Annotated in this window: 21 protein-coding genes; 8 read left to right on the top strand and 13 right to left on the bottom strand. The window is 70.2% G+C overall.

All coding sequences use genetic code 11. From position 1 onward, the window contains the following. The first annotated feature begins 86 nt into the window (after positions 1 to 86). Complete coding sequence (locus tag E5225_RS15315; protein ID WP_135971993.1) at positions 87 to 830, top strand: BUD32 family EKC/KEOPS complex subunit; 744 nt, start codon at positions 87 to 89, stop codon at positions 828 to 830. Positions 831 to 945: 115 nt separating this feature from the next. On the opposite strand, the gene E5225_RS15320 is transcribed toward E5225_RS15315, so the two are convergent. The 7 genes from E5225_RS15320 to E5225_RS15350 all read right to left on the bottom strand — a co-directional run bounded on the left by E5225_RS15320 (position 946) and on the right by E5225_RS15350 (position 6,932). Then, positions 946 to 1,242: a DUF1540 domain-containing protein gene (locus E5225_RS15320; protein WP_135971994.1), complete on the bottom strand. Its 297-nt coding sequence runs from the start codon at positions 1,240 to 1,242 to the stop codon at positions 946 to 948. Between the two features lie 240 nt (positions 1,243 to 1,482). After that, positions 1,483 to 2,025, bottom strand: a complete 543-nt coding sequence (locus E5225_RS15325; protein WP_135971995.1) for a DinB family protein — start codon at positions 2,023 to 2,025, stop codon at positions 1,483 to 1,485. A gap of 180 nt (positions 2,026 to 2,205) precedes the next feature. Then, the gene (gene nrdF / locus E5225_RS15330) at positions 2,206 to 3,186 is read right to left on the bottom strand and encodes a class 1b ribonucleoside-diphosphate reductase subunit beta (RefSeq protein ID WP_135972123.1); all 981 of its coding nucleotides are present in this window, start codon (positions 3,184 to 3,186) and stop codon (positions 2,206 to 2,208) included. A gap of 55 nt (positions 3,187 to 3,241) precedes the next feature. After that, positions 3,242 to 5,389: a class 1b ribonucleoside-diphosphate reductase subunit alpha gene (gene nrdE / locus E5225_RS15335; RefSeq protein ID WP_135971996.1), complete on the bottom strand. Its 2,148-nt coding sequence runs from the start codon at positions 5,387 to 5,389 to the stop codon at positions 3,242 to 3,244. Further along, the gene (nrdI, locus tag E5225_RS15340; protein ID WP_135971997.1) at positions 5,359 to 5,775 is read right to left on the bottom strand and encodes a class Ib ribonucleoside-diphosphate reductase assembly flavoprotein NrdI; all 417 of its coding nucleotides are present in this window, start codon (positions 5,773 to 5,775) and stop codon (positions 5,359 to 5,361) included. Before nrdI ends, nrdE begins: the two co-directional genes overlap by 31 nt. 196 nt (positions 5,776 to 5,971) lie before the next feature. Then, positions 5,972 to 6,217: a glutaredoxin-like protein NrdH gene (gene nrdH, locus E5225_RS15345; protein ID WP_135971998.1), complete on the bottom strand. Its 246-nt coding sequence runs from the start codon at positions 6,215 to 6,217 to the stop codon at positions 5,972 to 5,974. Positions 6,218 to 6,704: 487 nt separating this feature from the next. Further along, positions 6,705 to 6,932 carry a chemotaxis protein CheW gene (locus tag E5225_RS15350; RefSeq protein ID WP_135971999.1) on the bottom strand — a complete coding sequence of 76 codons (228 nt, stop codon included), beginning with the start codon at positions 6,930 to 6,932 and terminating at the stop codon, positions 6,705 to 6,707. Between the two features lie 217 nt (positions 6,933 to 7,149). Here E5225_RS15350 and E5225_RS15355 point away from each other — a divergent pair, with 217 nt between their 5' ends. Then, positions 7,150 to 7,530: a VOC family protein gene (locus E5225_RS15355; RefSeq protein ID WP_135972000.1), complete on the top strand. Its 381-nt coding sequence runs from the start codon at positions 7,150 to 7,152 to the stop codon at positions 7,528 to 7,530. A gap of 94 nt (positions 7,531 to 7,624) precedes the next feature. Here the strand turns inward: E5225_RS15355 and E5225_RS15360 are convergent, their stop codons facing one another. The 5 genes from E5225_RS15360 to dnaK form a co-directional block, all read right to left on the bottom strand. Continuing rightward, the gene (locus E5225_RS15360; protein ID WP_243738047.1) at positions 7,625 to 9,490 is read right to left on the bottom strand and encodes an AAA family ATPase; all 1,866 of its coding nucleotides are present in this window, start codon (positions 9,488 to 9,490) and stop codon (positions 7,625 to 7,627) included. Between the two features lie 168 nt (positions 9,491 to 9,658). Then, positions 9,659 to 10,093, bottom strand: coding sequence for a heat shock protein transcriptional repressor HspR (locus E5225_RS15365; RefSeq protein ID WP_135972002.1), 435 nt, complete (start codon positions 10,091 to 10,093; stop codon positions 9,659 to 9,661). 44 nt (positions 10,094 to 10,137) lie between these two features. Further along, positions 10,138 to 11,145, bottom strand: coding sequence for a DnaJ C-terminal domain-containing protein (locus tag E5225_RS15370; protein WP_135972003.1), 1,008 nt, complete (start codon positions 11,143 to 11,145; stop codon positions 10,138 to 10,140). 43 nt (positions 11,146 to 11,188) lie between these two features. Then, on the bottom strand, positions 11,189 to 11,866 hold the full coding sequence (locus E5225_RS15375; protein WP_135972004.1) for a nucleotide exchange factor GrpE: 678 nt from the start codon (positions 11,864 to 11,866) through the stop codon (positions 11,189 to 11,191). Further along, entirely contained in the window at positions 11,863 to 13,734 is a 1,872-nt protein-coding gene (gene dnaK, locus E5225_RS15380; RefSeq protein ID WP_135972005.1) for a molecular chaperone DnaK, read from the bottom strand. Before dnaK ends, E5225_RS15375 begins: the two co-directional genes overlap by 4 nt. Before the next feature lie 277 nt (positions 13,735 to 14,011). On the opposite strand from dnaK, the gene E5225_RS15385 reads away from it, so the two are divergent. The 6 genes from E5225_RS15385 to E5225_RS15410 all read left to right on the top strand — a co-directional run bounded on the left by E5225_RS15385 (position 14,012) and on the right by E5225_RS15410 (position 20,976). After that, a complete protein-coding gene (locus E5225_RS15385; RefSeq protein WP_166435864.1) occupies positions 14,012 to 14,731 on the top strand; it encodes a TnsA-like heteromeric transposase endonuclease subunit in 720 nt (239 codons plus the stop codon). After that, on the top strand, positions 14,728 to 16,716 hold the full coding sequence (locus E5225_RS15390) for a helix-turn-helix domain-containing protein (protein WP_135972007.1): 1,989 nt from the start codon (positions 14,728 to 14,730) through the stop codon (positions 16,714 to 16,716). Before E5225_RS15385 ends, E5225_RS15390 begins: the two co-directional genes overlap by 4 nt. Then, positions 16,713 to 17,780 (top strand): ATP-binding protein, encoded by a 1,068-nt coding sequence (locus tag E5225_RS15395; protein WP_135972008.1) that lies wholly within the window; start codon positions 16,713 to 16,715, stop codon positions 17,778 to 17,780. The genes E5225_RS15390 and E5225_RS15395 overlap by 4 nt, the downstream gene beginning before the upstream one ends. A gap of 82 nt (positions 17,781 to 17,862) precedes the next feature. Then, the gene (locus E5225_RS15400; protein WP_166435865.1) at positions 17,863 to 19,437 is read left to right on the top strand and encodes a TniQ family protein; all 1,575 of its coding nucleotides are present in this window, start codon (positions 17,863 to 17,865) and stop codon (positions 19,435 to 19,437) included. A 27-nt stretch (positions 19,438 to 19,464) separates the two neighbouring features. After that, positions 19,465 to 19,884: a hypothetical protein gene (locus E5225_RS15405; RefSeq protein ID WP_136225504.1), complete on the top strand. Its 420-nt coding sequence runs from the start codon at positions 19,465 to 19,467 to the stop codon at positions 19,882 to 19,884. 357 nt (positions 19,885 to 20,241) lie between these two features. Beyond that, the gene (locus E5225_RS15410; protein ID WP_135972011.1) at positions 20,242 to 20,976 is read left to right on the top strand and encodes a hypothetical protein; all 735 of its coding nucleotides are present in this window, start codon (positions 20,242 to 20,244) and stop codon (positions 20,974 to 20,976) included. 96 nt (positions 20,977 to 21,072) lie between these two features. Here the strand turns inward: E5225_RS15410 and E5225_RS15415 are convergent, their stop codons facing one another. Further along, complete coding sequence (locus E5225_RS15415) at positions 21,073 to 22,389, bottom strand: hypothetical protein (RefSeq protein WP_208012435.1); 1,317 nt, start codon at positions 22,387 to 22,389, stop codon at positions 21,073 to 21,075. Between the last annotated feature and the right edge of the window lie 76 nt (positions 22,390 to 22,465).

Genomic DNA, 22,465 nt, shown 5'->3' on the forward strand with positions numbered 1-22,465 from the left:
GCAGGGACGGTCGCTCCGTGACCGCGATTTGACCGGATCGCGACCAAGGGCGAGACATGTGACGTACGCGGGGTTACGGTCGTTTCATGCCTCCGGCCGAAGTCGCACCGACGGACCCGGCTCGCGCCGCCGACGTCCCGGGCCGGCTGCTGACCTCGGGCGCCTCCGCGGACCTCTACGCGATCGACGACGACCGGGTCCTGCGCCGCTACCGGGACGGTCGGGACGTGACGCCCGAGCGCCTGCTGCTGGACCACCTGGCCGCCCACGGCTTCCCCGCCCCGCGCGTCGACGACGCCGCCGGTGCGGACCTCGTCATGGAGTGGCTGCACGGGCCGACGATGCTGCAGGCGCTCGGCGCCGGAGAGATGACGCTGCACGACGCCGGCGAGCTGCTCGCGGACCTGCACCTGCGCCTGCACGACGTCCCGGCACCGGCCGGGTGGCGGCCCACGGGGGCGGGCGACGCCGCGGCCGGTCCGGTCGTCGTCCACCTCGACCTGCACCCCGGCACGGTGGTGCTGACGGAGCGTGGCCCGTTCGTCGTCGACTGGGCGCACGCCCGGCCCGCCTCCGCGGAGCTCGATGTCGCCGTGTCGGCGCTGATCGTCGCCGAGGTCGCGGTCGACGCCGGCGGGGACTACTCGCAGGCGGCGCGCGCCCTGCTCGCGTCGTTCCTGCACGCGAGCGACATCGACGCCGTCGCCGCGCTCGACGAGGCCGCGGCGCTCCGCGCGAACGACCCGCAGCTCGTGCCGGGCGAGCGCGAGCTGGTGCAGGACGCCGCCGCGCTGGTGCGCACGCTGGTCAGCCTGACCGCGCGCCGCTGACCCCTGCGTGCGTCTGCCCGGACGTGCCGAAGGCCGCTCCCGGCGGGCCGGGGCGGCCTTCGTGCGGTGCGGCCCAGCCGCGCGCGGGGGGTCGGTGTGCGGGTCGTGCCCGGCGTCAGCGCGGGGCGAACGTCAGGCAGTCGGCCAGGTCGTGACCGGCGCCGACGCGGATCGAGTCCGCGCCGCACTCCAGGTGCGCGTTGTGCTGGCAGTCCTGCCGCTGGCAGGCGCCGACGTGCGAGACGACCTTGTCGAGCCCGCCCTTGGCGCTCAGCGGGATGAAGGTCGCGCACTGCGCGTCCCCGGTGCCGCCGACCGTGATCGCCGCAGCGTGGCACGAGTGGTGGTCGTTGTAGGAACAGCCGTCGACCGAGCACGAGGCGACGGGAGGAAGCTCTGCGAGGGTGCTCATTCCGGACCTCCGAGTCAGGCGCGATCCGTGCCGCAGCACGGCGTTCCTTCTCGACGGTAGACCCGTGCCGCCGGTCCCGCCACCAAGGAAGGACTGGCTAATCTGCAGGTCAGAGGCACTTTTCAGGTGAGGCTACCCTTCCCGGGCCGGCGTCCTCGCAGGTCGGGAGGGGTGATACGGCTTCGCGGGTACCGGGCACGGAGGGCGCAACCGTGCGCGGGGCCAGGCCGCCGCGGTCGCCTACTCCCCGACCCGACCGTCGACGGCCTCGCGCAGCAGGTCGGCGTGCCCGTTGTGCCGCGCGTACTCCTCGACCATGTGCGTCATCACCCAGCGCAGGCTCGGCGACCGCCCGTCCGGCCAGCGCCTGCGGGTCGTCCCGCTCAGTCCGCCGGCGTGGAAGGCCTCGGCGGCTGCGGTCCGGGCGCGGGCGACGGACTGCTCCCACAGGGCCCGCAGCACCTCGGGTTCGTCGGTTCGTGCGGAGTCCCACTCCCAGTCGGGGGTCGCTGCCCAGTCGACGGACGCCCACGGCTCCCGCCGTGGCTCGTCGTTCAGCCACCGCCCGAACCAGTCGTCCTCGACGTACGCCAGGTGCTTCATCAGGCCGGCCAGCGTCATGCTGCTCGGAGGCAGCCGCCGGGACATCTGCACGGCGGTCAGGTCCGCGCTCTTCCAGGCGAACGTCGCGCGCTGGTGGTCGAGGAATCCGCTGAGCGTCGCCCACTCGTCGCCGTCGAGCGGGGGCCCCGGTCGGCCGTGCTCGTCGAGAGTCGCTGCCATGACCGCACAGTAGTCAGGCCACCGCCGGCTTCACCCAACCAGCCGCGGCCACCGCACCCGGGCCGGTGACGCGGCGCGTGCTGCGGCCACGACAGCGAGCACCGGAGATCCGGCGTCGGCCGGTACGACTCCGATGCTCGCTGCCCGACGACACCGGGCGTCGTCAGGGACGGGCGGGGACTAGAAGTCCCAGTCGTCGTCCTCCGTGTTGACGGCCTTGCCGATCACGTACGACGAGCCGGACCCCGAGAAGAAGTCGTGGTTCTCGTCCGCGTTCGGGCTGAGCGAGGACAGGATCGCCGGGTTGACGTCCGTCTCGTCGCGCGGGAACAGCGCCTCGTAGCCGAGGTTCATCAGGGCCTTGTTGGCGTTGTAGCGCAGGAACTTCTTGACGTCCTCGGTGAGGCCGAGGTCGTCGTAGAGGTCCTGCGTGTACTCCACCTCGTTGTCGTAGAGCTCGAAGAGGAGGTTGAACGTGTAGTCCTTGAGCTCCGCGCGCTCCGCCGGCGAGACCAGCTCCAGCCCCTTCTGGAACTTGTAGCCGATGTAGTACCCGTGCACGGCCTCGTCGCGGATGATCAGGCGGATGAGGTCCGCCGTGTTGGTGAGCTTGGCCCGCGACGCCCAGTACATCGGCGCGTAGAAGCCCGAGTAGAACAGGAACGACTCGAGCATGGTCGAGGCGACCTTGCGCTTGAGCGGCTCGTCGCCCCGGTAGTACTCGAGGACGATCTGCGCCTTGCGCTGCAGGTTCTGGTTCTCCTCCGACCAGCGGAACGCCTCGTCGATCTCCTTGGTGGAGACCAGCGTGGAGAAGATCGAGGAGTACGACTTGGCGTGCACCGACTCCATGAACGCGATGTTCGTGTAGACGGCCTCCTCGTGCGGCGTCAGCGCGTCGGGGATGAGGCTGACCGCGCCGACGGTGCCCTGGATGGTGTCCAGCAGCGTCAGGCCCGTGAAGACGCGGCTCGTCATCGTCTTCTCGGCCTCGGTGAGGGTCGCCCAGGACTGGATGTCGTTGGAGACCGGCACCTTCTCGGGCAGCCAGAAGTTGCCGACGAGGCGGTCCCAGACCTCGACGTCCTTCTCGTCCTGCACGCGGTTCCAGTTGATCGCCGACACCCGGTCGACCAGCTTCAGCTTGCCCGTGGGGCTCATCATGTCGTGGTTCCTCGGTCCTTCGTCGTCATCGCAGTACTCGTCGGGCGAGGCGTCACAACATGCAGCTGACGCAACCGTCCACCTCCGTGCCCTCCAGCGCGAGCTGGCGCAGACGGATGTAGTAGATCGTCTTGATGCCCTTCTTCCACGCGTAGATCTGCGCCTTGTTCAGGTCGCGCGTGGTCGCGGTGTCCTTGAAGAACAGCGTCAGCGACAGGCCCTGGTCCACGTGCTGCGTGGCCTCGGCGTAGGTGTCGATGATCTTCTCGTAGCCGATCTCGTAGGCGTCGGCGTAGTACTCGAGGTTGTCGTTCGTCATGAACGGCGCCGGGTAGTACACGCGGCCGATCTTGCCCTCCTTGCGGATCTCGATCTTCGACGCGATCGGGTGGATCGAGCTCGTCGAGTGGTTGATGTACGAGATCGAGCCGGTCGGCGGCACCGCCTGCAGGTTCTGGTTGTACAGGCCGTGCTCGGCGACGAGGGCGGCCAGCTCGCGCCAGTCGTCCTGCGTCGGGATGCGCACGCCGGCGGCCGCGAACAGCTCGGCGACGCGGGCGGTGCGCGGGGCCCACTCGCGCTCGACGTACTTGGTGAAGTACTCGCCGCTGGCGTACGTGGAGTCCTCGAAGCCGAAGAACCGGGCACGCCGCTCACGTGCGAGCAGGTTCGACGCACGGATCGCGTGGTAGGCGACCGTGTAGAAGTAGATGTTCGTGAAGTCGAGGCCCTCGTCGGAGCCGTAGTGGATCCGCTCGCGCGCCAGGTACCCGTGCAGGTTCATCTGGCCCAGGCCGATGGCGTGACCGCCGGCGTTCGCGCGCTTGATCGACGGCACCGACTCGATGTCCGTCTGGTCCGACACCGCGGTGAGCGCGCGGATCGCCGTCTCGACGGTCTTGCCCAGGTCGGGCGAGTCCATCGACAGGGCGATGTTCATCGAGCCGAGGTTGCAGGAGATGTCGCGGCCGACCTCGGCGTAGGACAGGTCCTCGTTGTACGTCGACGGCGTCGCGACCTGCAGGATCTCCGAGCACAGGTTCGAGTGCGTGATCTTGCCCTTGATCGGGTTCGCGCGGTTGACCGTGTCCTCGAACATGACGTACGGGTAGCCGGACTCGAACTGGATCTCCGCGAGGGTCTGGAAGAACTCGCGCGCGTTGATCTTGGTCTTGCGGATCCGCGCGTCGTCGACCATCTCGTAGTACTTCTCGGTGACGTTCACGTCCGCGAACGGCATGCCGTACACGCGCTCGACGTCGTACGGCGAGAACAGGTACATCGGCTCGTTCTTGCGCGCCAGCTCGAAGGTGATGTCCGGGATGACGACGCCGAGCGAGAGCGTCTTGATGCGGACCTTCTCGTCCGCGTTCTCGCGCTTGGTGTCGAGGAAGCGGTAGATGTCCGGGTGGTGCGCGTGCAGGTAGACCGCGCCGGCGCCCTGGCGCGCACCGAGCTGGTTGGCGTAGCTGAACGAGTCCTCGAGCAGCTTCATCACGGGGATGACGCCGGACGACTGGTTCTCGATGTGCTTGATCGGCGCGCCGTGCTCGCGGATGTTCGACAGGAGCAGCGCCACTCCGCCGCCGCGCTTGGACAGCTGCAGGGCGGAGTTGATGCCGCGCGCGATGGACTCCATGTTGTCCTCGATGCGCAGCAGGAAGCAGGAGACGGGCTCGCCGCGCTGCGCCTTGCCGAGGTTGAGGAACGTCGGGGTCGCCGGCTGGAACCGGCCCGAGACGATCTCGTCGACGAGGTTGGTGGCGAACTCCTGGTTCCCCTCCGCCAGGGCGAGGGCGACCATCGTCACGCGGTCCTCGAAGCGCTCAAGGTAGCGCTTGCCGTCGAAGGTCTTCAGCGTGTACGACGTGTAGTACTTGAACGCGCCGAGGAACGTCTGGAAGCGGAACTTCTTGGAGTACGCGTACTTGAACAGCGACTTGACGAACTCGCGGTCGTACTGCGCGAGCACGGCGGGGTCGTAGTACTGGTTCTCGACCAGGTAGTCGAGCTTCTCCTCCAGGTCGTGGAAGAAGACCGTGTTCTGGTTGACGTGCTGCAGGAAGTACTGCCGCGCCGCCTCACGGTCCTTGTCGAACTGGATGTTGCCGTCCGCGTCGTACAGGTTGAGCATGGCGTTGAGGGCGTGGTAGTCCAGCCCCGTCAGCTCTACGCGGGTATCTGCGACCGTCGCTGCCAAAATCTTCCCAATCCGTCGCGGACGCGCATGACGTCCTCGGCTGTTCCCATGAGTTCGAACGCGTACAGGTAGGGCACGTGGCACTTGGCCGCCACGATGTCGCCCGCGATGCCGTACGCCGCTCCGAAGTTCGTGTTGCCTGCCGCGATGACGCCGCGGATCAGGGCACGGTTGCCCTCGTCGTTGAGGAACCTGACCACCTGCCGCGGCACCGCGCCCTCACCGTTGCCCCCGCCGTAGGTGGGGACGACCAGCACGTAGGGCTCGTCGACGTGCAGCGCGGGGTCGGTCGGCCGCAGCGGGATCCGCCGGGCCGACATGCCCAGCTTCTCGACGAAGCGGTGCGTGTTGCCGGAGGCGGACGAGAAGTAGACGAGCGAGGCCATGGCGACACTCCCCTCCCTCTCGACCGGCCGGCGGACATGCCGGAGCGACCTTCCTCCGGCTGATGTGTTGCGGTCCGGCGGCCGTGCCGTCGGACCGGCGAGAGCCCGCCGGGCCGGCGCGGATCAGGTCCGGCGCCGACCCGGGGCGTCCGTGGGCCGCTGTGCGGACCGGCGAGCTGCCCGGGCGCGGCTGCGGTCAGGCGACCTGACCGGCCAGCTGCTCCGCGAGCGCGCTGATGCGGTCCGGGCGGTAGCCCGACCAGTGCTCGCCACCGGCGACCACGACGGGCGCCTGCAGGTGGCCGAGCGACATGACGTAGTCACGGGCGTCGGCGTCCTCCGAGATGTCGACGACCGTGTAGTCGTGCCCGAGCTTGTCGAGGGCGCGGTAGGTCGCCGTGCACTGCACGCACGCCGGCTTGCTGTAGACCGTGATCGTCATCGCGATGTCCTCGATGCTCGTGGCTGATGTCCTGTGACGGCCGCTCGCCCGCTGCGTCCTTCGACCTCGTCGACCCCCTCCGCGAGGCCCGTCGAGCGGGTCCGTGCCGGGGGTCCGCGGGCCTGGGAGGCGTGGGGCGAACCGTCGATCTAGACACTACACCTGGGGTCTGACAGCGCCAACACCACTAAGTGTTGTGTTACAGCCGTGTCGTTTTTCACCCTGTGGTCACCGCCGTGCACCGCCTGTGGACGACCCCGCGAGCCCCTGACGTGCACCTTCGTACACCCGCCCTCCGACACGCCGACGCGGCGCCCACAGGCGTCCACAGCCGACCGGGCGACACCCCCAGCGCCGTCCACAACCGATGTGGGCGGGATGTCCGGAACGAGCACGAGGGGGACCCTGCCCGTGCGTCGACGGCGTCGTCGCGCACGGCGGGTCCCCCTCGGGCGGAGGCGGCCCGCGGCGGTGCGGGCCGGGTGGGTCAGCCGATGGTCGCGAGCGCCCGGCCGAGGGCGGTGAGCACCACGAGGGTCAGCGTCGTCCACAGCAGGACGCTGCCCGCCAGGTAGCCCAGGAAGCGCAGGCGCTGCCCCGGGGCACCCTCGAAGTAGGGCGCCGGCGCCCAGCGGATCGTCTCGCCGAGGTGGCGGAGGCGCGTGCCCAGCGGGAGGGGGGTGGACGGTCGGCGGTGGAAGGTGAGGACGGACACGACGGACGCTCCTGTAGGTGCGAGGGGAGGACGGGGCGCCGGGGTCACCGGCCCCTCGATTGTCTCATCATCTGGACAGGCGCCTGGGTCCAAGGTCCCGTCGCGGCGCACCTCACCCGAACGCGCGCCGCCGTCCCCCGTGCGCCTCACGCGACGTCAGGTCCTAGCGTCGGACACGTCGGCGGGCGCACCGCCGCGGGACGCGAGGGAGCGGACGATGACGCGGTTGACCCCCTACCTGACGGTGCACGACGCGGCGGGCGCGATCGACTGGTACGCCGCCGCGTTCGGCGCCCGCGAGGTGGGCGAGCGGTACGTCGAGGACGGGGTGGTCGGCTTCGCCGAGCTCCGGATCGGCGACGACGCCCTGTACCTGTCGGACGAGGCGCACGAGTACGGCGCCTACGCGCCCCGGACGCTGGGCCACTCCACCGCGGCCCTCGCGCTCACCGTCGACGACGTCGACCGCACCTACGCGACGGCGCTGCAGGCGGGTGCGACCGCCGACCGCCCGCCCACCGACCAGGGCGACGAGCGCCGCGGCTGGCTCGTGGACCCGTTCGGGCACCGCTGGGCGCTCGCGTCCCCGGTCCGCTGAACGGGCTGCCGACGGCACCACGGGAGGCGAGCCGTGGTCGTTCTGGTCCCCGCTCCCCCGGGCGCGCTGACGGCCCGGGCCTGCCCGCGCGGCGTCAAGCGATGCGCAGGTGCTCCGCCGGCGGCACGGGGCGGATGCCGTCGGGGCGGTCCGCGACCGCCTTCTCCAGCACGCCGGTGATCTCCTCGCCGATCAGCTCGTGCCGGTCGAGCAGCGCGTCGCGCAGCGCCTCGACGAGGTCGCGGTTGCTCGCGAGCAGGCGGCGGACCGTGGCGCGGGCACTGTCGAGGACGTCCTCGAGCTGCGTGCGGGCCAGCGGGTCCCCGATCACCGACGCCACCAGGTCCTTGTCCATCGCGGCGAACGACACGAGCGACCCGGTCATGCCGGCCGCGCCGACCATCTGCGCCGCCGTGCGGGTCGCCGCCGCCAGGTCGGACGCCGGCCCCGTCGTCGTCTGCCCGAAGAACAGCTCCTCCGCGACCATGCCGCCCATCGCGATCTGCACGAGCGCCCGCAGGTCGTACGTCGTGCGCGTGTAGACCTCCTCGCAGTCGCCGTGCGCGAGCAGGCCGAGGGCGTTGCCGCGCTTGACGATCGTGAGGACCTCGAGCGTGCGGTTGGGCGCGACCAGCCAGGCGGTGACGGCGTGCCCGGCCTCGTGCGTCGCGATGAGCGTGCGCTCCTGCGTCGTGTAGTTCACCGGGTGCCCGAGGCCGACGAGCTCGGTGATGCGGGCCTGCTCGACGTCGACGTACCGCATCGCGGAGTCGCCGCGGCGCAGCGCGTTGACGAGCGCCTCGTCCAGCAGGTGCTCCACCATGACAGGCGTCCAGCCGTTCGTCGCGGCGGCGACCCGGTCGCGCAGGGCCGGCTCGTCGAGCTCCGGGTGGTGCGCGCGGCGGGCGAGGAAGTGGTCGACGAGCGCGCGGCGCCCGTGGGCGTCCGGGGGGTTGAACGTGAGGCGGCGGTCGAACCGGCCGGGGCGCAGCAGCGCCGGGTCCAGGTGGTCCGCACGGTTGGTCGCCGCGATGAGCAGGATCGGCGCGCGCACGGGCTTGCGCTGCTTGAGCTGGCGGTGCGCCGGCAGCAGCAGGTTCACCGCCGCGAGGATCCGGTTGGTGACGCGGTCGAGCCCGACCGGCTCGTCGAACGACTGCATCTGCACGAGCAGCTCGTTGACGACGCCACCCGTGCCCTCCGACGTGATCGCGTCGCGCACCACGCCCGTGCCGTGCCCCGTCAGCAGCGCCTGCGTCGACGGCACCGTGACGAACGCGGCGCGCCCCGACATGCCGAGCAGCCCGCCGCGGCGCAGCGCGATCGCGTCGATCTCCTCGATGAAGCCGATCGCGCCGCCCTCCTTGCGGGCCGCGGTGCGCAGCGCCTTGAAGTAGGTGCGGATCTTGCGCGCCGTCGCGCCGTAGTACATCGACTGGAAGCTCGTCGCCGAGACGAACAGGAACGGCACGCCCGCCTCGGCCGCCATCGCCTTGGCCGTCAGCGTCTTGCCCGTCCCGGGAGGGCCCTCGAAGAGGATGCCGCGGCGCGGGGTCCCACCCATCTGGTCCGCGAAGCGCCGGTGCGTCTGGAAGAGGTCGATGGAGCGGCGCACGTCGTCGACGATCGGGTCGATGCCGACGACGTCGTCGAGCGTGACGTCGACCTGCTCGGGCCGGTACGTCACGTGCGGCGAGCGCCCCGCGCCGACCTGCGTGCCGACGAGCAGCACGATGAGCGCGACGAAGAAGAGGGCCGGGACCACGACGAGCGGGTCGACCTCCGGGACCACCAGCAGCGGGCGCCCGGTGACAGCCGCCCAGATCGCGTACGCCTCGAGCGCCAGCACGACGACGCAGAGCCGGATCACGCGGCGGCGGCGCACGCGCTCCCGGTCGGCGGCGATGTCGTGGGGTGCGAGCGGGGCGGGCGCGGCGGGGACGGCAGGTGCGTCGGACACGGGGCGGGCCCTTCGTCGGCAGGGCGCGGTCGCACGGGGCGTGCCCGCCACGACGACCGCGAGCCGCGGCGGTGCCGTCATCGTCGTCCGGTATGTCCGAATGCGACACCGCACGGCCGCCGGATCACCCGAACGGCCCACGTGCCGCGCGGCCCAGGCGTCGCGCGGTCAGCCGTCGCGGTGCCGGGCCGACGGGCCGGCGGTGAGCTGGCGCGGCACCCAGCGGGGGCGGCGCGGCGGCGTCGTCTCCGCCAGCGGGTGCAGGCGATCGGCCACGACGTTGCCCGTCGGGTCCGCGCGGAACACGCGACGGCCCGGGTCGACCAGGGTGCGCAGGAAGTCGACCTGGCGGCGGAGCTGGCGCGCCTCCGCCTCGAGCTCGAGGATCCGCTTGATGCCGGCGAGGTTGACGCCCTCGTCCTGCGAGAGGCGCTGCACCTCGCGGAGCATCTGGATGTCCCGGTGGGAGTACCGGCGGACGCCGCCGCGGGTGCGTCCGGGCTGGACGAGGCCGAGCCGGTCGTACTGGCGCAGCGTCTGCGGGTGCATGCCCGCGAGCTGCGCCGCGACGGAGATGACGTAGATCTTCGCGTCCTCGTCCACGGCTGCGGTCCTCCTCTCCTCGATCGGTCCCGGGCCGGCGCCCCTCAGCGCCTCGCCTCCGCCATGAGGTCGGCGCGCACGTCCTCACCGGACGTCGCGATGCCGAACGCCTGCACGGCCTCGCGGGCGGCGGCGGTCAGCTTCTGCGGCACGACGACCTGCACGGTGACGAGCAGGTCGCCCGTGCCGCGGCTCGTCGTGATGCCCTTGCCCTTGACGCGCAGCGTGCGCCCCGACGGCGTGCCGGCGGGGATCTTCACGCGCACCGTCGAGCCGTCGAGCGTCGGCACCTCGATCGTGGCGCCGAGAGCGGCCTCGTCGAACGCGACGGGCACGGTCATCCGCAGGTTGTCGCCCTCGAGCGAGAACACGGGGTGCGGCTCGACGTGCACGGTGATGACGAGGTCGCCGTCGGGAGCGCCCGGGTCACCGGGGCGGCCCTTGCCGCGCAGGCGGATCTTCTGCCCGTCGCGCACGCCGGCCGGGATGCGCGCGTTGACGGTGCGCCCCTCGACGCCCAGCGAGACCGTGGCCCCCTCGGCGGCGGTGCGGAACGGCAGCGTCGTGGTCGCGGTCAGCTCGACGCCGGGCTGCGGCCCGCGGGCACCGAAGCCGCCGCCGCCACCGAAGAGCCCGCCGAGGATGTCCTCGAACCCGGCCCCACCGGCCCCGCCCGCGCCGCCGGTGGAGTACCGGACGCGCCCGGCCGGGCCGTTCGCGCCGGCGCCGAACATGTTGCCGAACAGGTCGTCGAACCCGGCGGCGCCGGGCCCGCCGGCACCACGGCCGCCGGCGCCCGCCGTGAAGCGGGCACCGCCGGCCATGGCGCGCAGCTGGTCGTACTGCTGGCGCTGCTCGGCGTCCGAGAGCACCGCGTACGCCTCACCGATGTCCTTGAAGCGGGCCTCCGCCGCGGCGTCCCCGGGGTTCTGGTCCGGGTGGAGCTGGCGTGCCAGCTTGCGGTACGCCTTCTTGATCGCGGCGGCGTCGGCGTCCTTGGGGACGCCGAGCACGGCGTAGAAGTCCTTCTCGAGCCAGTCCTGGCCGGTCACGGCGCCTCCCTCCCGCGTCGTCGGGTCACGGTGGTGATGATGGTCAGCCCTCCGGGTCCACGACCGCGACACGCGCGGCGCGGAGCACGCGCTCGGCCGTGCGGTAGCCCGGCTGGAGCACCTGCTGCACGGTCGGCTCGGTGACGTCCGCCGAGTGCCCGTGCATGAGCGCCTCGTGGACGGCCGGGTCGAACGGCTCGCCCTCGGTGCCGTAGCGCTCCACGCCGAACCGGTGCAGCGTCGCCTCGAGCTTGTCCGCGATCGACGCGAAGGGACCGGACAGGTCCCCGTGCCGGCGGGCCAGCTCGATGTCGTCGAGCACCGGGATCAGCGCCTCGGCCACGGACGCGACACCACGCTCGTGCGCGGCGCCGGCCTCGACCTTCGACCGCTTCACGTACGCGGCGTACTGCTGCTCGAGGTTGTAGTGCGCCGCCTGGGCGCGCTGCAGCTCCTCGAGCCGCTCGGCCGCGAGCGTCTGCGCCTCGACGAGCCCCTCCATGAGGACCACCTCCTCGGCGCCCTCCACCGCCTGCTCGGCCTGGCTCACGGCGTCGGCTGCTGCCGCGTCGGCAGCCGCCTCGTCGGGCGTCGGCTCGCGCAGGAGGTGCGTCTCGGGGTCGATCCGGCGCTTGTCGGTCACGCGCGGGGTCCCCTCCTCGGGGGCGGACCCGCCCTGCGCCTGGTCCGTCCCCTCGGGGCGCTGCTGGTCGTCCGTCACTTCTTCTCGTCCTCGTCGTCGACGATCTCGGCGTCGACGACGTCCTCGTCGGAGGACGTGGCACCGGTCGCGCCGGCGGTCTCACCCGCGGGCGCGTCACCGGTCGGCGACGCCTGGTTCTGCGCGTACAGCGCCTCGCCGATCTTCTGGCTCGCGGTGAGCAGCGCCGAGTGCTTGGCCTTGACGGCCTCCACGTCGGTGCCCTCGAGCGCGGTCCTCAGCTCGGTGACGGCGGTGCGGACGTCCGTCTTCACGTCGTCGGAGAGCTTGTCGTCGTTGTCGGTGAGCAGCTTCTCCGTCTGGTAGACGAGCTGCTCGGCCGAGTTGCGGGTCTCGGCCTCCTCGCGACGGCGCTTGTCCTCGGCCGCGTGCTCCTCGGCGTCGCGCACCATGCGCTCGATGTCCTCCTTGGGGAGGGCCGAGCCGCCGGTGATCGTCATCGACTGCTCCTTGCCCGTGCCGCGGTCCTTGGCGGACACGTGCACGATGCCGTTCGCGTCGATGTCGAACGTGACCTCGATCTGGGGCAGGCCGCGCGGCGCCGGCGCGATGCCGGTCAGCTCGAACGTGCCCAGCGGCTTGTTGTCCCGCGCGAACTCGCGCTCGCCCTGGAACACCTGGATGAGGACGGACGGCTGGTTGTCCTCGGCCGTGGAGAAGATCTCCGACCGCTTGGTGGGGATGGCCGTGTTGCGCTCGATGAGCTTGGTCATCACGCCGCCCTTGGTCTCGATGCCGAGCGACAGCGGGGTGACGTCGATGAGCAGGACGTCCTTGCGGTCGCCCTTCATGACGCCGGCCTGCACGGCGGCCCCGACGGCCACGACCTCGTCCGGGTTGACGCCCTTGTTGGGCTCCTTGCCGCCGGTGAGCTGCGTGACGACCTCGGACACCGCGGGCATGCGGGTCGAGCCGCCGACGAGCACGACGTGGTCGATGTCGTTCACCGAGATGCCCGCGTCGCGGATGACCTGGTGGAACGGCGCCTTCACGCGGTCGAGCAGCGACTGCGTGAGCTGCTGGAACTGCGCACGCGTCAGCTTGGTGTCGAGGTGGATCGGGCCGTTCTCGCTCATCGAGAGGTACTGCATCGAGATGTTGGTGCTCGTCGCGGACGACAGCTCCTTCTTGGCCTGCTCCGCGGCCTCGCGCAGACGCTGCAGCGCGATCTTGTCCTTCGACAGGTCGACGCCCGTGGTGTTCTTCACCTCGTTGATCAGGTGCTGCACGATCACCTGGTCCCAGTCGTCGCCGCCGAGGCGGTTGTCACCGGCGGTCGCGCGGACCTCGATCGTGGAGAAGCCGTCGTCGTCCTTGCCGACCTCGAGCAGGGACACGTCGAACGTGCCGCCACCCAGGTCGAAGACGAGGATGAGCTCGTCCTCCTTGCCGCGCTCCAGGCCGTACGCGAGGGCAGCGGCCGTGGGCTCGTTGATGATGCGCAGGACGTTGAGGCCGGCGATCGTGCCGGCGTCCTTGGTGGCCTGGCGCTCGGCGTCGTTGAAGTACGCCGGGACGGTGATGACGGCGTCCGTGACCGGCTCGCCGAGGTACGCCTCAGCGTCGCGCTTCAGCTTGCCGAGGATGCGGGCGCTGATCTCCTGCGCCGTGTACTTCTTGTCGTCGATCGTCACGCTCCAGTCGGTGCCCATGTGGCGCTTGACCGAGGAGATGGTGCGGTCGACGTTGGTGACGGCCTGCCGCTTGGCGACCTCGCCGACGAGGACCTCACCGGTCTTGGAGAACGCGACCACCGACGGCGTCGTGCGCGACCCCTCGGCGTTGGCGATGACCGTGGGCTCGCCGCCCTCGAGGGTGGCGACCACCGAGTTGGTGGTGCCGAGGTCGATGCCGACTGCTCGTGCCATGTGATGCCTTCCTTCCGGGGCTCACGCCCCTGACTGCTGTTACGTCTTGAGCCTGCTGCACTCAAGTCTGCCGCCTCGGGGCGATGGGCGCCAACTCGGGGAGGCGAAACTTGAGTCTGATGGGCTCAACTACGCGGGGGTGACGGTTGTTCCCATGCAGTGCGGGGGGTGGCGGGCGCTGTGGGTGTGGGTTCGCATTGGGCTTGTCCGATTCGCGTTAGCGTGTCCGGTGCGTGTCCGGCGTCGCGTTAGCGTGTCCGCGCGCCATCCTGTGCATGTGGGCACGGCGGTGACCCGAGCGATGTACCTGACGGCGGACGGCCTCGAGCGCGAGGCACCGCTCGCGGGCATCGACGCCCTCGAGGCGGTGCAGGGCGCCCCAGTGCGCATCCCGCCCTCGTACGCCGGGCAGTCGAACTACCCGGGCCTGTTCTGGTCGTCGACGATGCGGGCGCACGTCGTCTACGAGAGCAGGCTCGAGCTCTCGTGGCTGTGGCTGGCTGACTTCGACCCGGATGTGGTCGGGATCGCGGCGCAGCCCCTCTACGTCGTCGGTGACGACGCCGGGCGGACCAGAACGCGGTACCCGGACTTCCTGTGCGTCATGGCCGATGGGCGCGTCGTTGTGGTCGACGTGAAGCCCGAGGAGATGCTGAAGAAGCCCGCCGTGCGTGAGTCGTTGGACTGGACCGCTCGCGTCATGCAGGAGCGGGGGTGGGAGTACCTCGTCTGGATGGGCGCTCCAAGGACGACCCTGCGGAACGTGCGCCTGCTGGCTGCCGCACGACGGTCAGCTCTCGTCGGCCCGTCGCTCATCGAGGCCGCCGTCGAGGCCTGCCCACCGGGCGGGGCCGCGCTCGGTCACCTCGAGCAAGAACTGCGCCGTTCCCTGCCGGGCGCCGCGAGGTCGGCGATCTTCGCGGCTCTCTGGTGGCACCGACTGGGCTGCGATCTCTCGACACCGCTCGACTCCAGGACGTGGGTGACACACGCATGAGGCAGAACGGCACTGTCGAGGTCCGCCCAGGCTCCACCGTCTGGTGGGAGGGCGCGCTCTGGCGGGTCGAAGCGGTGCACCCTCACGACGTTGTCCTGCGGCTCGATACCAACGTCGCGCGTGTCCCCTTCGGGAACCTCATCGACGGGCTGCGGATCCTCGATCCAGGAGCGTTGGAGTACGGCGGCGATCCGCTCGGGTCCATCGCACTCTCGTCGCTCTCGCAGTCGGCACGCGCCTCGGTCGAGGAGACGGCGCGCGTCATCACCCACCTGCTCGAAGGTGACGGACCATGGGGACCGCGGATGGACGATGCCGCACGCGAGCTCGGTGTCGACGTCCGCACTGTCCGGCGGCGAGTGGCGGCATTCCGTGAACGAGGCGTCGCTGGGCTCGTGAACGCCACCGCGACACAGCGACGCACTCCGCGCGTGGACCCGCGTTGGGACGCTGTCTGTCTGGACGTGCTGAAGCAGTACACAAACAAGTCGACGCCGACCCAGGGCGCTGTGATCGACGAGGTCAGCCGTCGCGTGGTCGCGCAGCACGGCCGCGACGTGGCGCTGCCCCACCGGGCTACTGCCTACCGGCGCCTCAAGGAGCTCGAGAAGGGCCGCTACACGTTCGGCTCGGCGAAGGCCCGTCGATCTGTCGCTGCTCGTCCGGACGGCATGCTCGGGCGTCTTCGAGCCGATCGACCGGGCGAGTACGTGGTGCTCGACACCAACTCCCTCGACGTCTTCGCCATGGAGCCCGTGACGGGACGCTGGGTTCCCGTGCAGCTGACCGTCGCGATGGACCTGATGTCCCGGAGTGTCCTCGGACTGCGGCTCACCCCGGTGTCGACGAAGGCGATCGACGTGGCGAACGTGCTGTTCCAGTGCCTGCTACCTCAGAGCGGATCGGGACAGACCTGGCCCTACCACGGCGTCCCATCCAACCTCCTCGTCGGGACCGAGGAACCTGACGGCGTGCATCAAGAGCGCCAGGGCGGCCTGCCGGCCATCGTCCCTGACACGATCGTGACCGACCACGGCAAGCAGTACATGTCCGCCCACGTCATCGGGGCATGCGCACGCCTCGGGATCTGCGTGCAGCCGGCCATCCCGCACAAGCCGACGGACAAGCCGACGATCGAACGGTTCTTTAAGACGCTCCGCGAGTCGCTCCTGCAGCACCTGCCTGGATACAAGGGGCCAGACGTCTACTCGCGCGGCGAGCGCGTCGAGCAAGGCGCCTTCTACTACGTCGCCGAGCTCGAGCAGATCATCCGTGAGTGGGTCGCGACCGTGTATCACCACACGGAGCACGACGGGCTGGCGATCGCGGAGATGCCGCGCGCGCGCTTTACCCCAGCCCAGATGTTCGAGATCGGCCTCACCCGGATGGGCGGGCTCATGCTCCCCGCGGCCCGGGATCTCGCGTTCGAGTTCCTCGACGTCAAGTGGCGGACGATCCAGCACTACGGAGTCGAGGTCAACGGACTGCGCTACGACGGCGGAGCGCTGAACCCCTACCGCAACCTGAAGTCTGCCTACGGCGGGGCGCATGCGGGGAAGTGGCCGCTTCACGTCGACGTGCACGACGTGCGGCACGTCTGGTTCCGCGACCCGCAGGACGACTCGTGGAACGAGCTGACCTGGGAGCACGCGCCCTCGTTGGGCGCCCCGTTCAGTCTCGACGCCGTGGAGTACGCCAAGCGGGTGGCCCTGCACGGAACGCACCTCGACAACCCGTCCGCCGCGGTGCACGAGCTGCTCGCGGCCTGGCAGCGCGGGGAGGTCACGACCCGACGTCACCAGAGCCTCGCGCGGCGCCTGGCGGCACAGCCGGCACACCAGGACGGCGACGCCCGCCAGGTCGCCGCACTGCCGGGCGTGATCGACCTTCTCGAGCGGCGCGCCGCGCGGCGCAACCCGCCGGACGACCTGGACGAGTTCGAGCGGTACGCCGACGTCGAGGCCTTCGAGTTGTTCGACGAATGACGAACCGGTGGGCCGCGTGGCTGTCACGCAACGGGACCGAGTCGTTCCACCTCGCACGCAAGGAGGGGTGGGACGCGTTCGTGAACGCCGCGGCGCGCGATCCGCTCGAGCGGCTGGATCGTCGTCAGCTCGCAGCCCTCACCGCGGAGGAGCGGGAGGACTACGACGAGGCGCGGATGGTGTGGAACGCCAACCTGCCGACGGTGCGGACACCGCAGATGATCGACGCGTACTCGGTGTTCGAGCAGGTGATGGCCTCGTCCCGCCGGGACGGTGACCGTCAGCGGGGGTCTGTGGTGTTCGACGCCGAGGCCGGTCGCGGGAAGACCACGACGGTGACCCGGTTCGCCCGCGACCTGCACCGGCGCATCTACCGCCGCGAGGGACCCGTCACGGCCGAGGGCCACCAGCGACTCCCGGTGGCGTTCATCCCGCTGTCCGCCGGGATGACGCTGAAAGGCCTGAACCAGAAGATCCTCGAGTTCTACGGCCACCCCGCCGCGACCCGCTCCTCCACGACGACCTCGCTCGGAGCGCTGGCGGTCGACTGCGTGCTGTCGTGCCAGACGCGGCTCATCGTGATCGACGACCTGCACTTCATCGACTTCCGGCACCGGCACGGCATCGAGGTCTCGAACCACCTCAAGTGGCTGGCCAACGAGATGCCCGCCACGTTCATCTACGTCGGCATCCAACTCGCAGAGAAGCGCTTCTTCGACGACGGCCTGGCCGGCGAGCAGGCCGTCTACGCCCAGACCAGCCGGCGCGCGACGCGGTGCTCCCTCTCGGCGTTCCACCTCAACAGCGACGCCGGCTACCAGGTGTGGGTCAAGACCCTGCGTGCCTTCGAGGACGGCATCGTGCTGGCCGACGCCCACCCCGGGATGCTGACCGACCACGCCCGAGAGATCTTCCGCCGCACCCAGGGCAACATCGCGTCGCTGACGAACCTGATCGACCGGGCCTGCTACCTGGCCATCGCGACGGGAACCGAGGCCATCGACGCGGACATCCTCGCCGCCGTCACCACGGACAATGCCGCCACGATCAGCGCCGCGCGCTGACCCGAGCGCCGCGCCCCGGTTGCGCGGCCCACGCCTGCGTCCCGCAGCCGCGGGCTACGACATCGCGCAGTGGCCGCTACGCGTGCCGCCGCACGACGACGAGCTCCCGCAGTCATGGCTGGCGCGGGTGGCGTGGCGTTACGGACTGGCCCCCACGGCGCTGCTCCGGGTCCTCGACCCACGCATCGTCCAGTTCTCGGTGAGGGACTTCTCCCGCCTGCTCGACGACCTCGCCATCGCGACCCGCACCCGGGCTCCCCGACGGCTCGGGACGGTCGAGTCGCAGATCGCCCGGTGGTCGTTCGCGTACGAGCGGCGCCATGCGACGGGAGCGGGGTCGTCGTTCTGCCCTGCCTGCCTGGCCGAGCCAGAGCCCTACTGGCGCCAGAGCTGGGCACATCCGCTGTCGATCGTGTGCTTCACGCACGGCCAGTTGCTCGTCGAGCGCTGTCCCGGCTGCGGCACGCGCCCGTACGCCACCCTGTTCGCCGGCCAGCGTCCCGGGCCTCCGTGGTTGTGCCCGTCGCGCCGAGAGGACGACGACCGCATCCACAGGACGCGGCGAAAGTGGTGCGGCACGGATCTTCGCGAGGTCGAGTCCGCACGCGTCACGGGCGGGGAACTCGCTGCGGCGGCCCGCGTGGAAGGAGCGATCGATCTCGCGGCGCGGCGGGGGTCCGACCGATGGGACCTGATGCCCCAAGGCTGGCAGACGACCCACGTCGAGTACCTGGACGCCCTGTTCGAGCTCATCGACGAGCAGGTGCCCGCCCGGACGTGGCCCGTCGTCGATCGAGAGGCCCTTCTTGCCGCAGTCTGTGTCGCGGTGTCGCTTGTGCAGTCCACCACGGCGTCGGAAGTGGCAGGGCTGTGCGACCGGCACGGCGTGATGAACCCTGTCGGGAACCACACCCCGCTGCACCCCTCGCGGCACCGCCATGTACGCAACCGGCTGCTGCTGGCGCTGCGACTGCGATCACTGGAGCCGGGGCTGTCCCTGGCGAGCCGACTCGAGTTCCGGCTGGCGTCCGCGATGCCGCGTGCGCCGCTCGACGACGAGAAGCGCGTCGACGGCCGCGTCCGCCCGACGGGTCGCTGGCCGGCGCACGGCTGGGTGCCGCCGACGATGTGGCCAGGCGTGCTGGACCACGTCGGTCTTGCATCGCGTCCGCATGCCCGTGCGGCGCTCTCGCTCGCACTGTCGAAGGTCGGCTCCAACGCGCCCCTCCGTGCGATCGCCGTCAGCCTCGGGCTCCCGGGATGGAGCGCCGACCACGTGGCCCGGGTGTTCGTGGGAACCGACCTGCGGGTGGTGTCCGAGGCGCTCGAAGACCTCTTCTCCCGGCTGGAGGCGAACCCGCCACCCATCGACTACGCGCAGCGCGTCATCATCGGCCGCGAGCGTGCGCCCTTCGACGCGGCGGTCGAGAAGGCGCTCCTCGCTCAAGACCTGGAGATCGACACAGGCGCCCGTGACGCCGCTGCCGTGCAGCTGTGGGCGGCATACACCGGATCCTCGACGGCGTACTGCCCCTGGGTGCCGCAGCCGACGGAGCTCTTGATCCCGTGGTTCGTCGACCGGCCCGACCTCCTGGCCCAGGCGTACGTCGCCTTGCCGCACCGACCTCGCGAGCCGCTCGCGTGGGCTCCACCTTGAAGCGATACCGTCGAACCCTTGGGGGTCGTGCGTCCGCTCTTCTCGACGGCCGACGCCTTGCCGAAGAACCTGTCGTTGCACATCGACGAGCTCCGGCGCGCGGTCGCGGACATGCGATGGTCGACGAGCCCGCACCCGCGCGCCACCGTCTTCGCAGACGGCCGGTACTGCGTGGAGGACGAGCCCGGCTGCTACAGCCCCGTGCCCGTCGTCGCCGACGCCGTGCGTCGTGTCCTGTGCGGAGCGGGCCTCGGCGCGCTGCGTGACGCACCGGTGCTGCATTCCTGGATCGGGTTCACGACGCACACCGCCGGTGGGGCCTCCGAGTGGGACGACTGGCTGAGCAACGAACGCACTCGGCCGCATGGCGCGGTGCCTGATCGGGCGCATGATCGATCCGCTGGTCCCTGGAGCATGGATCCTGCGCACGCACACCACCGACTATGAGCTCAGGGTCTGATGAATGAGTAGCTGGCAGTCAGTCGCTGGCGCTGCTGGCCGCCGAGGCACGGGCGAAGGTCGAATTCCTCGCTGCCGCGATCCAGGACCCGTTCGGGAGCACGGACCACTCCAACCCCGCATCAAGGCCGCGGCGAGTCGACTCGACGTGCCGGTACGGGAGACCGTCGGTCTGAGCTGAGAGAGCCTCGCGGGAACGATCGCTACTCCGCGACCAACTCAATGGTCACCGTCCGCGCCACATTCGAGCGGCGACAACGGCACGGACCAACCCGCTCCGCAAGAGAAACTGCTGTGCCAAACTGCTCAGGTCTGCCCACCTGCGTCGGACGGAGTCAGGTCCCGATGGTCGAACGCACGCTGACGACGGCGCAGAAGTCCGCGCTGCTATTCGAGGCGCACGCTGCGCGCCAGCTCCTCGGTCACGGTTGCCACTTGCTGGCCGGCTCGCATGGCATCGAAGGGAAGTTCGACGCGCTTGCCACGTCGTGGTCCATCGGCGTGGAGAAGACCCTTAAGGTGACACTCGGCCTGGCGGCCCTATCCCGCGGAGAGAAGTGGCCGAACGGGCAGAAGTTTGGGCACAACCTCGTCCACATGAACGGCCGGCTCCTTCAGCACCTCGACCAGTGGCAGAAGGACGTCTCGCAGTCTTCGTGGCTTGCTGACCTGCTCGCCGGCGTACGAGACGACCCGATCTTGCCGCCGCTGCTCGTTGTCCTTGACACCTACGCACGCAGCGGCCGGTTCGCTTACCTCGACCGGCTCGCGGAAGTCGGCGATCCGCCCGACGAACCACGCCCGCTGTGGCAAGACGTGGAGATGGCCGCGCTGACCGTCCGCCCGGATCTGAAGCGACTTCTGTACGGCGGCGGCGACCCGCTCTCACCGGTCGCGGAGTTCAACGCTGGCCTACTCGAGATGAACTGCACGATCACCCGGTCGCTGACGTCGTGGTGGTTCACCGTGACACGCGTCGGTCTGTTCAACGCCTACGGAGCACAGTCCCGCCAGTTCACGCCCGAGCTCGAACCGGACATGGCCCTGCCGGCGCTGCCGAAGACCCTGCTGAACTTTTGAAGGCTATCGCACCGCCACGTGGAGCGAAAAGACGACGGTTCTGCCCACGCTCCAGTGCCACCTAGGCAACGCCGGCCAAGGACCAGCGAGCAGCCGTCACGTCTCTGGGATGAACGCCGACTTGAACAGGTCAGCAGCGTCGATCAGCTCGGCCGTGGGTACCTGGAGTTCACCCCGGGTGACCGCGTCATTGCCGTCCTCGGTCAGGACCCACGTCACGGACACCGATACCGCCTGCGGATCCTTCGCAAGAATGACGTAGTCGTCCCGGTCGCTCGTCCAGGGAACGTTGGGCCGGAACGACTCCGGTGTGAGCACGACCTCGGCGTCGCTGTCGCGGTTGCTCCAAGAGACCGGGTACTCGCGGGGCCTAATCCGGAGAGCGGCGTGGGCGATGCCGACCCCGAAGGGCTCCCGTCGCCGTATCACGGGCTCCACTAGTTGTTCGTAGTCCGCGTCCTCGAGTTCGAGGAAGTCGCTGGCCTCGCAGCCATGGAAAGTCAGGATGAGGTGCGGTTTCGCGACGAACCGGTCGCGGCTCACGACCCTGATTCCCACGCCAGGCAGACCGACCCCGATGAAGTGCTCCCGCCCTTGCGCGAAGTGTGCGGGCCTCTCGTTCCGCCACGCCTGCAAGAGCTCCGCTCGCTCCTCTGGGGTCCGCGGCCGTCCCCCTGACAGGACGTTCGACGCAAGGAGCGTCGATGTCGATGCAAATGACTCCCGCGTTGGTTCCTCGCGCTTGGTGAACTCTTCCTCCTCGAACGCATAGAGGCGTTCCAGGACCTCGTCGATGCGGTCGACGCGCCCGATTAACCCAACCACATCTACATCGAGATTGATCGGAGGTTTCCCCCCGCCTCGGGCACGCTCCACAAGAGCCAACACCTCGCCGGCACGGGCCGGGCGCGTGTTGCTGGTGCCTCGCACGTAGATCGCGCCGTCCTCGAGGCTGTCCCGGCGGTCTTCGCCTTGGAAGCTCCTGTGGCAAGGGAAGATCGTCTGCCCTTCCAGCGGTGGCTGGGCGATGACAAACAACACCTCTCTCTCCGCGTCGACACCGATCCTCCCAAACTCGAAGGCCGGAAACTGGGGCCCGAGGTAAGGTCGGAGTCGATCCTCGAGTTCATGTGCTTCGACGCCACGTGAGACTCCCTGCGCACCGCCCTTCTGCGCGCCGATGACCAGCACCGCGTAGCCGTGGAAGTGGCGCGCGGCTTCGTGGGGCCGTCGGTTGGCTGAGCCCAGAAGGAACTTGGCGACCTTCGCCACGCCTACCTTGCTGCCGAGGTCGAGGTCGCTCTTGACCTCGAGGTAGGTCGTCTCGGCCTCGTCACCGACAGCGTTCACGTGGTCGAGGATGCTCCGCAGGGCGCGTTCCCCGAGAGGGATGAGATCGGTGGCCAGCGTCACGCGCTTCGGTTCGGGCGGCGCGGCCGCGGCGTGATCGGGAGGCATAGGGCGACTCTCCCATCCGTCGCCGTCGCCG

The organism is Cellulomonas shaoxiangyii (assembly GCF_004798685.1).
Classification (GTDB): domain Bacteria; phylum Actinomycetota; class Actinomycetes; order Actinomycetales; family Cellulomonadaceae; genus Cellulomonas; species Cellulomonas shaoxiangyii.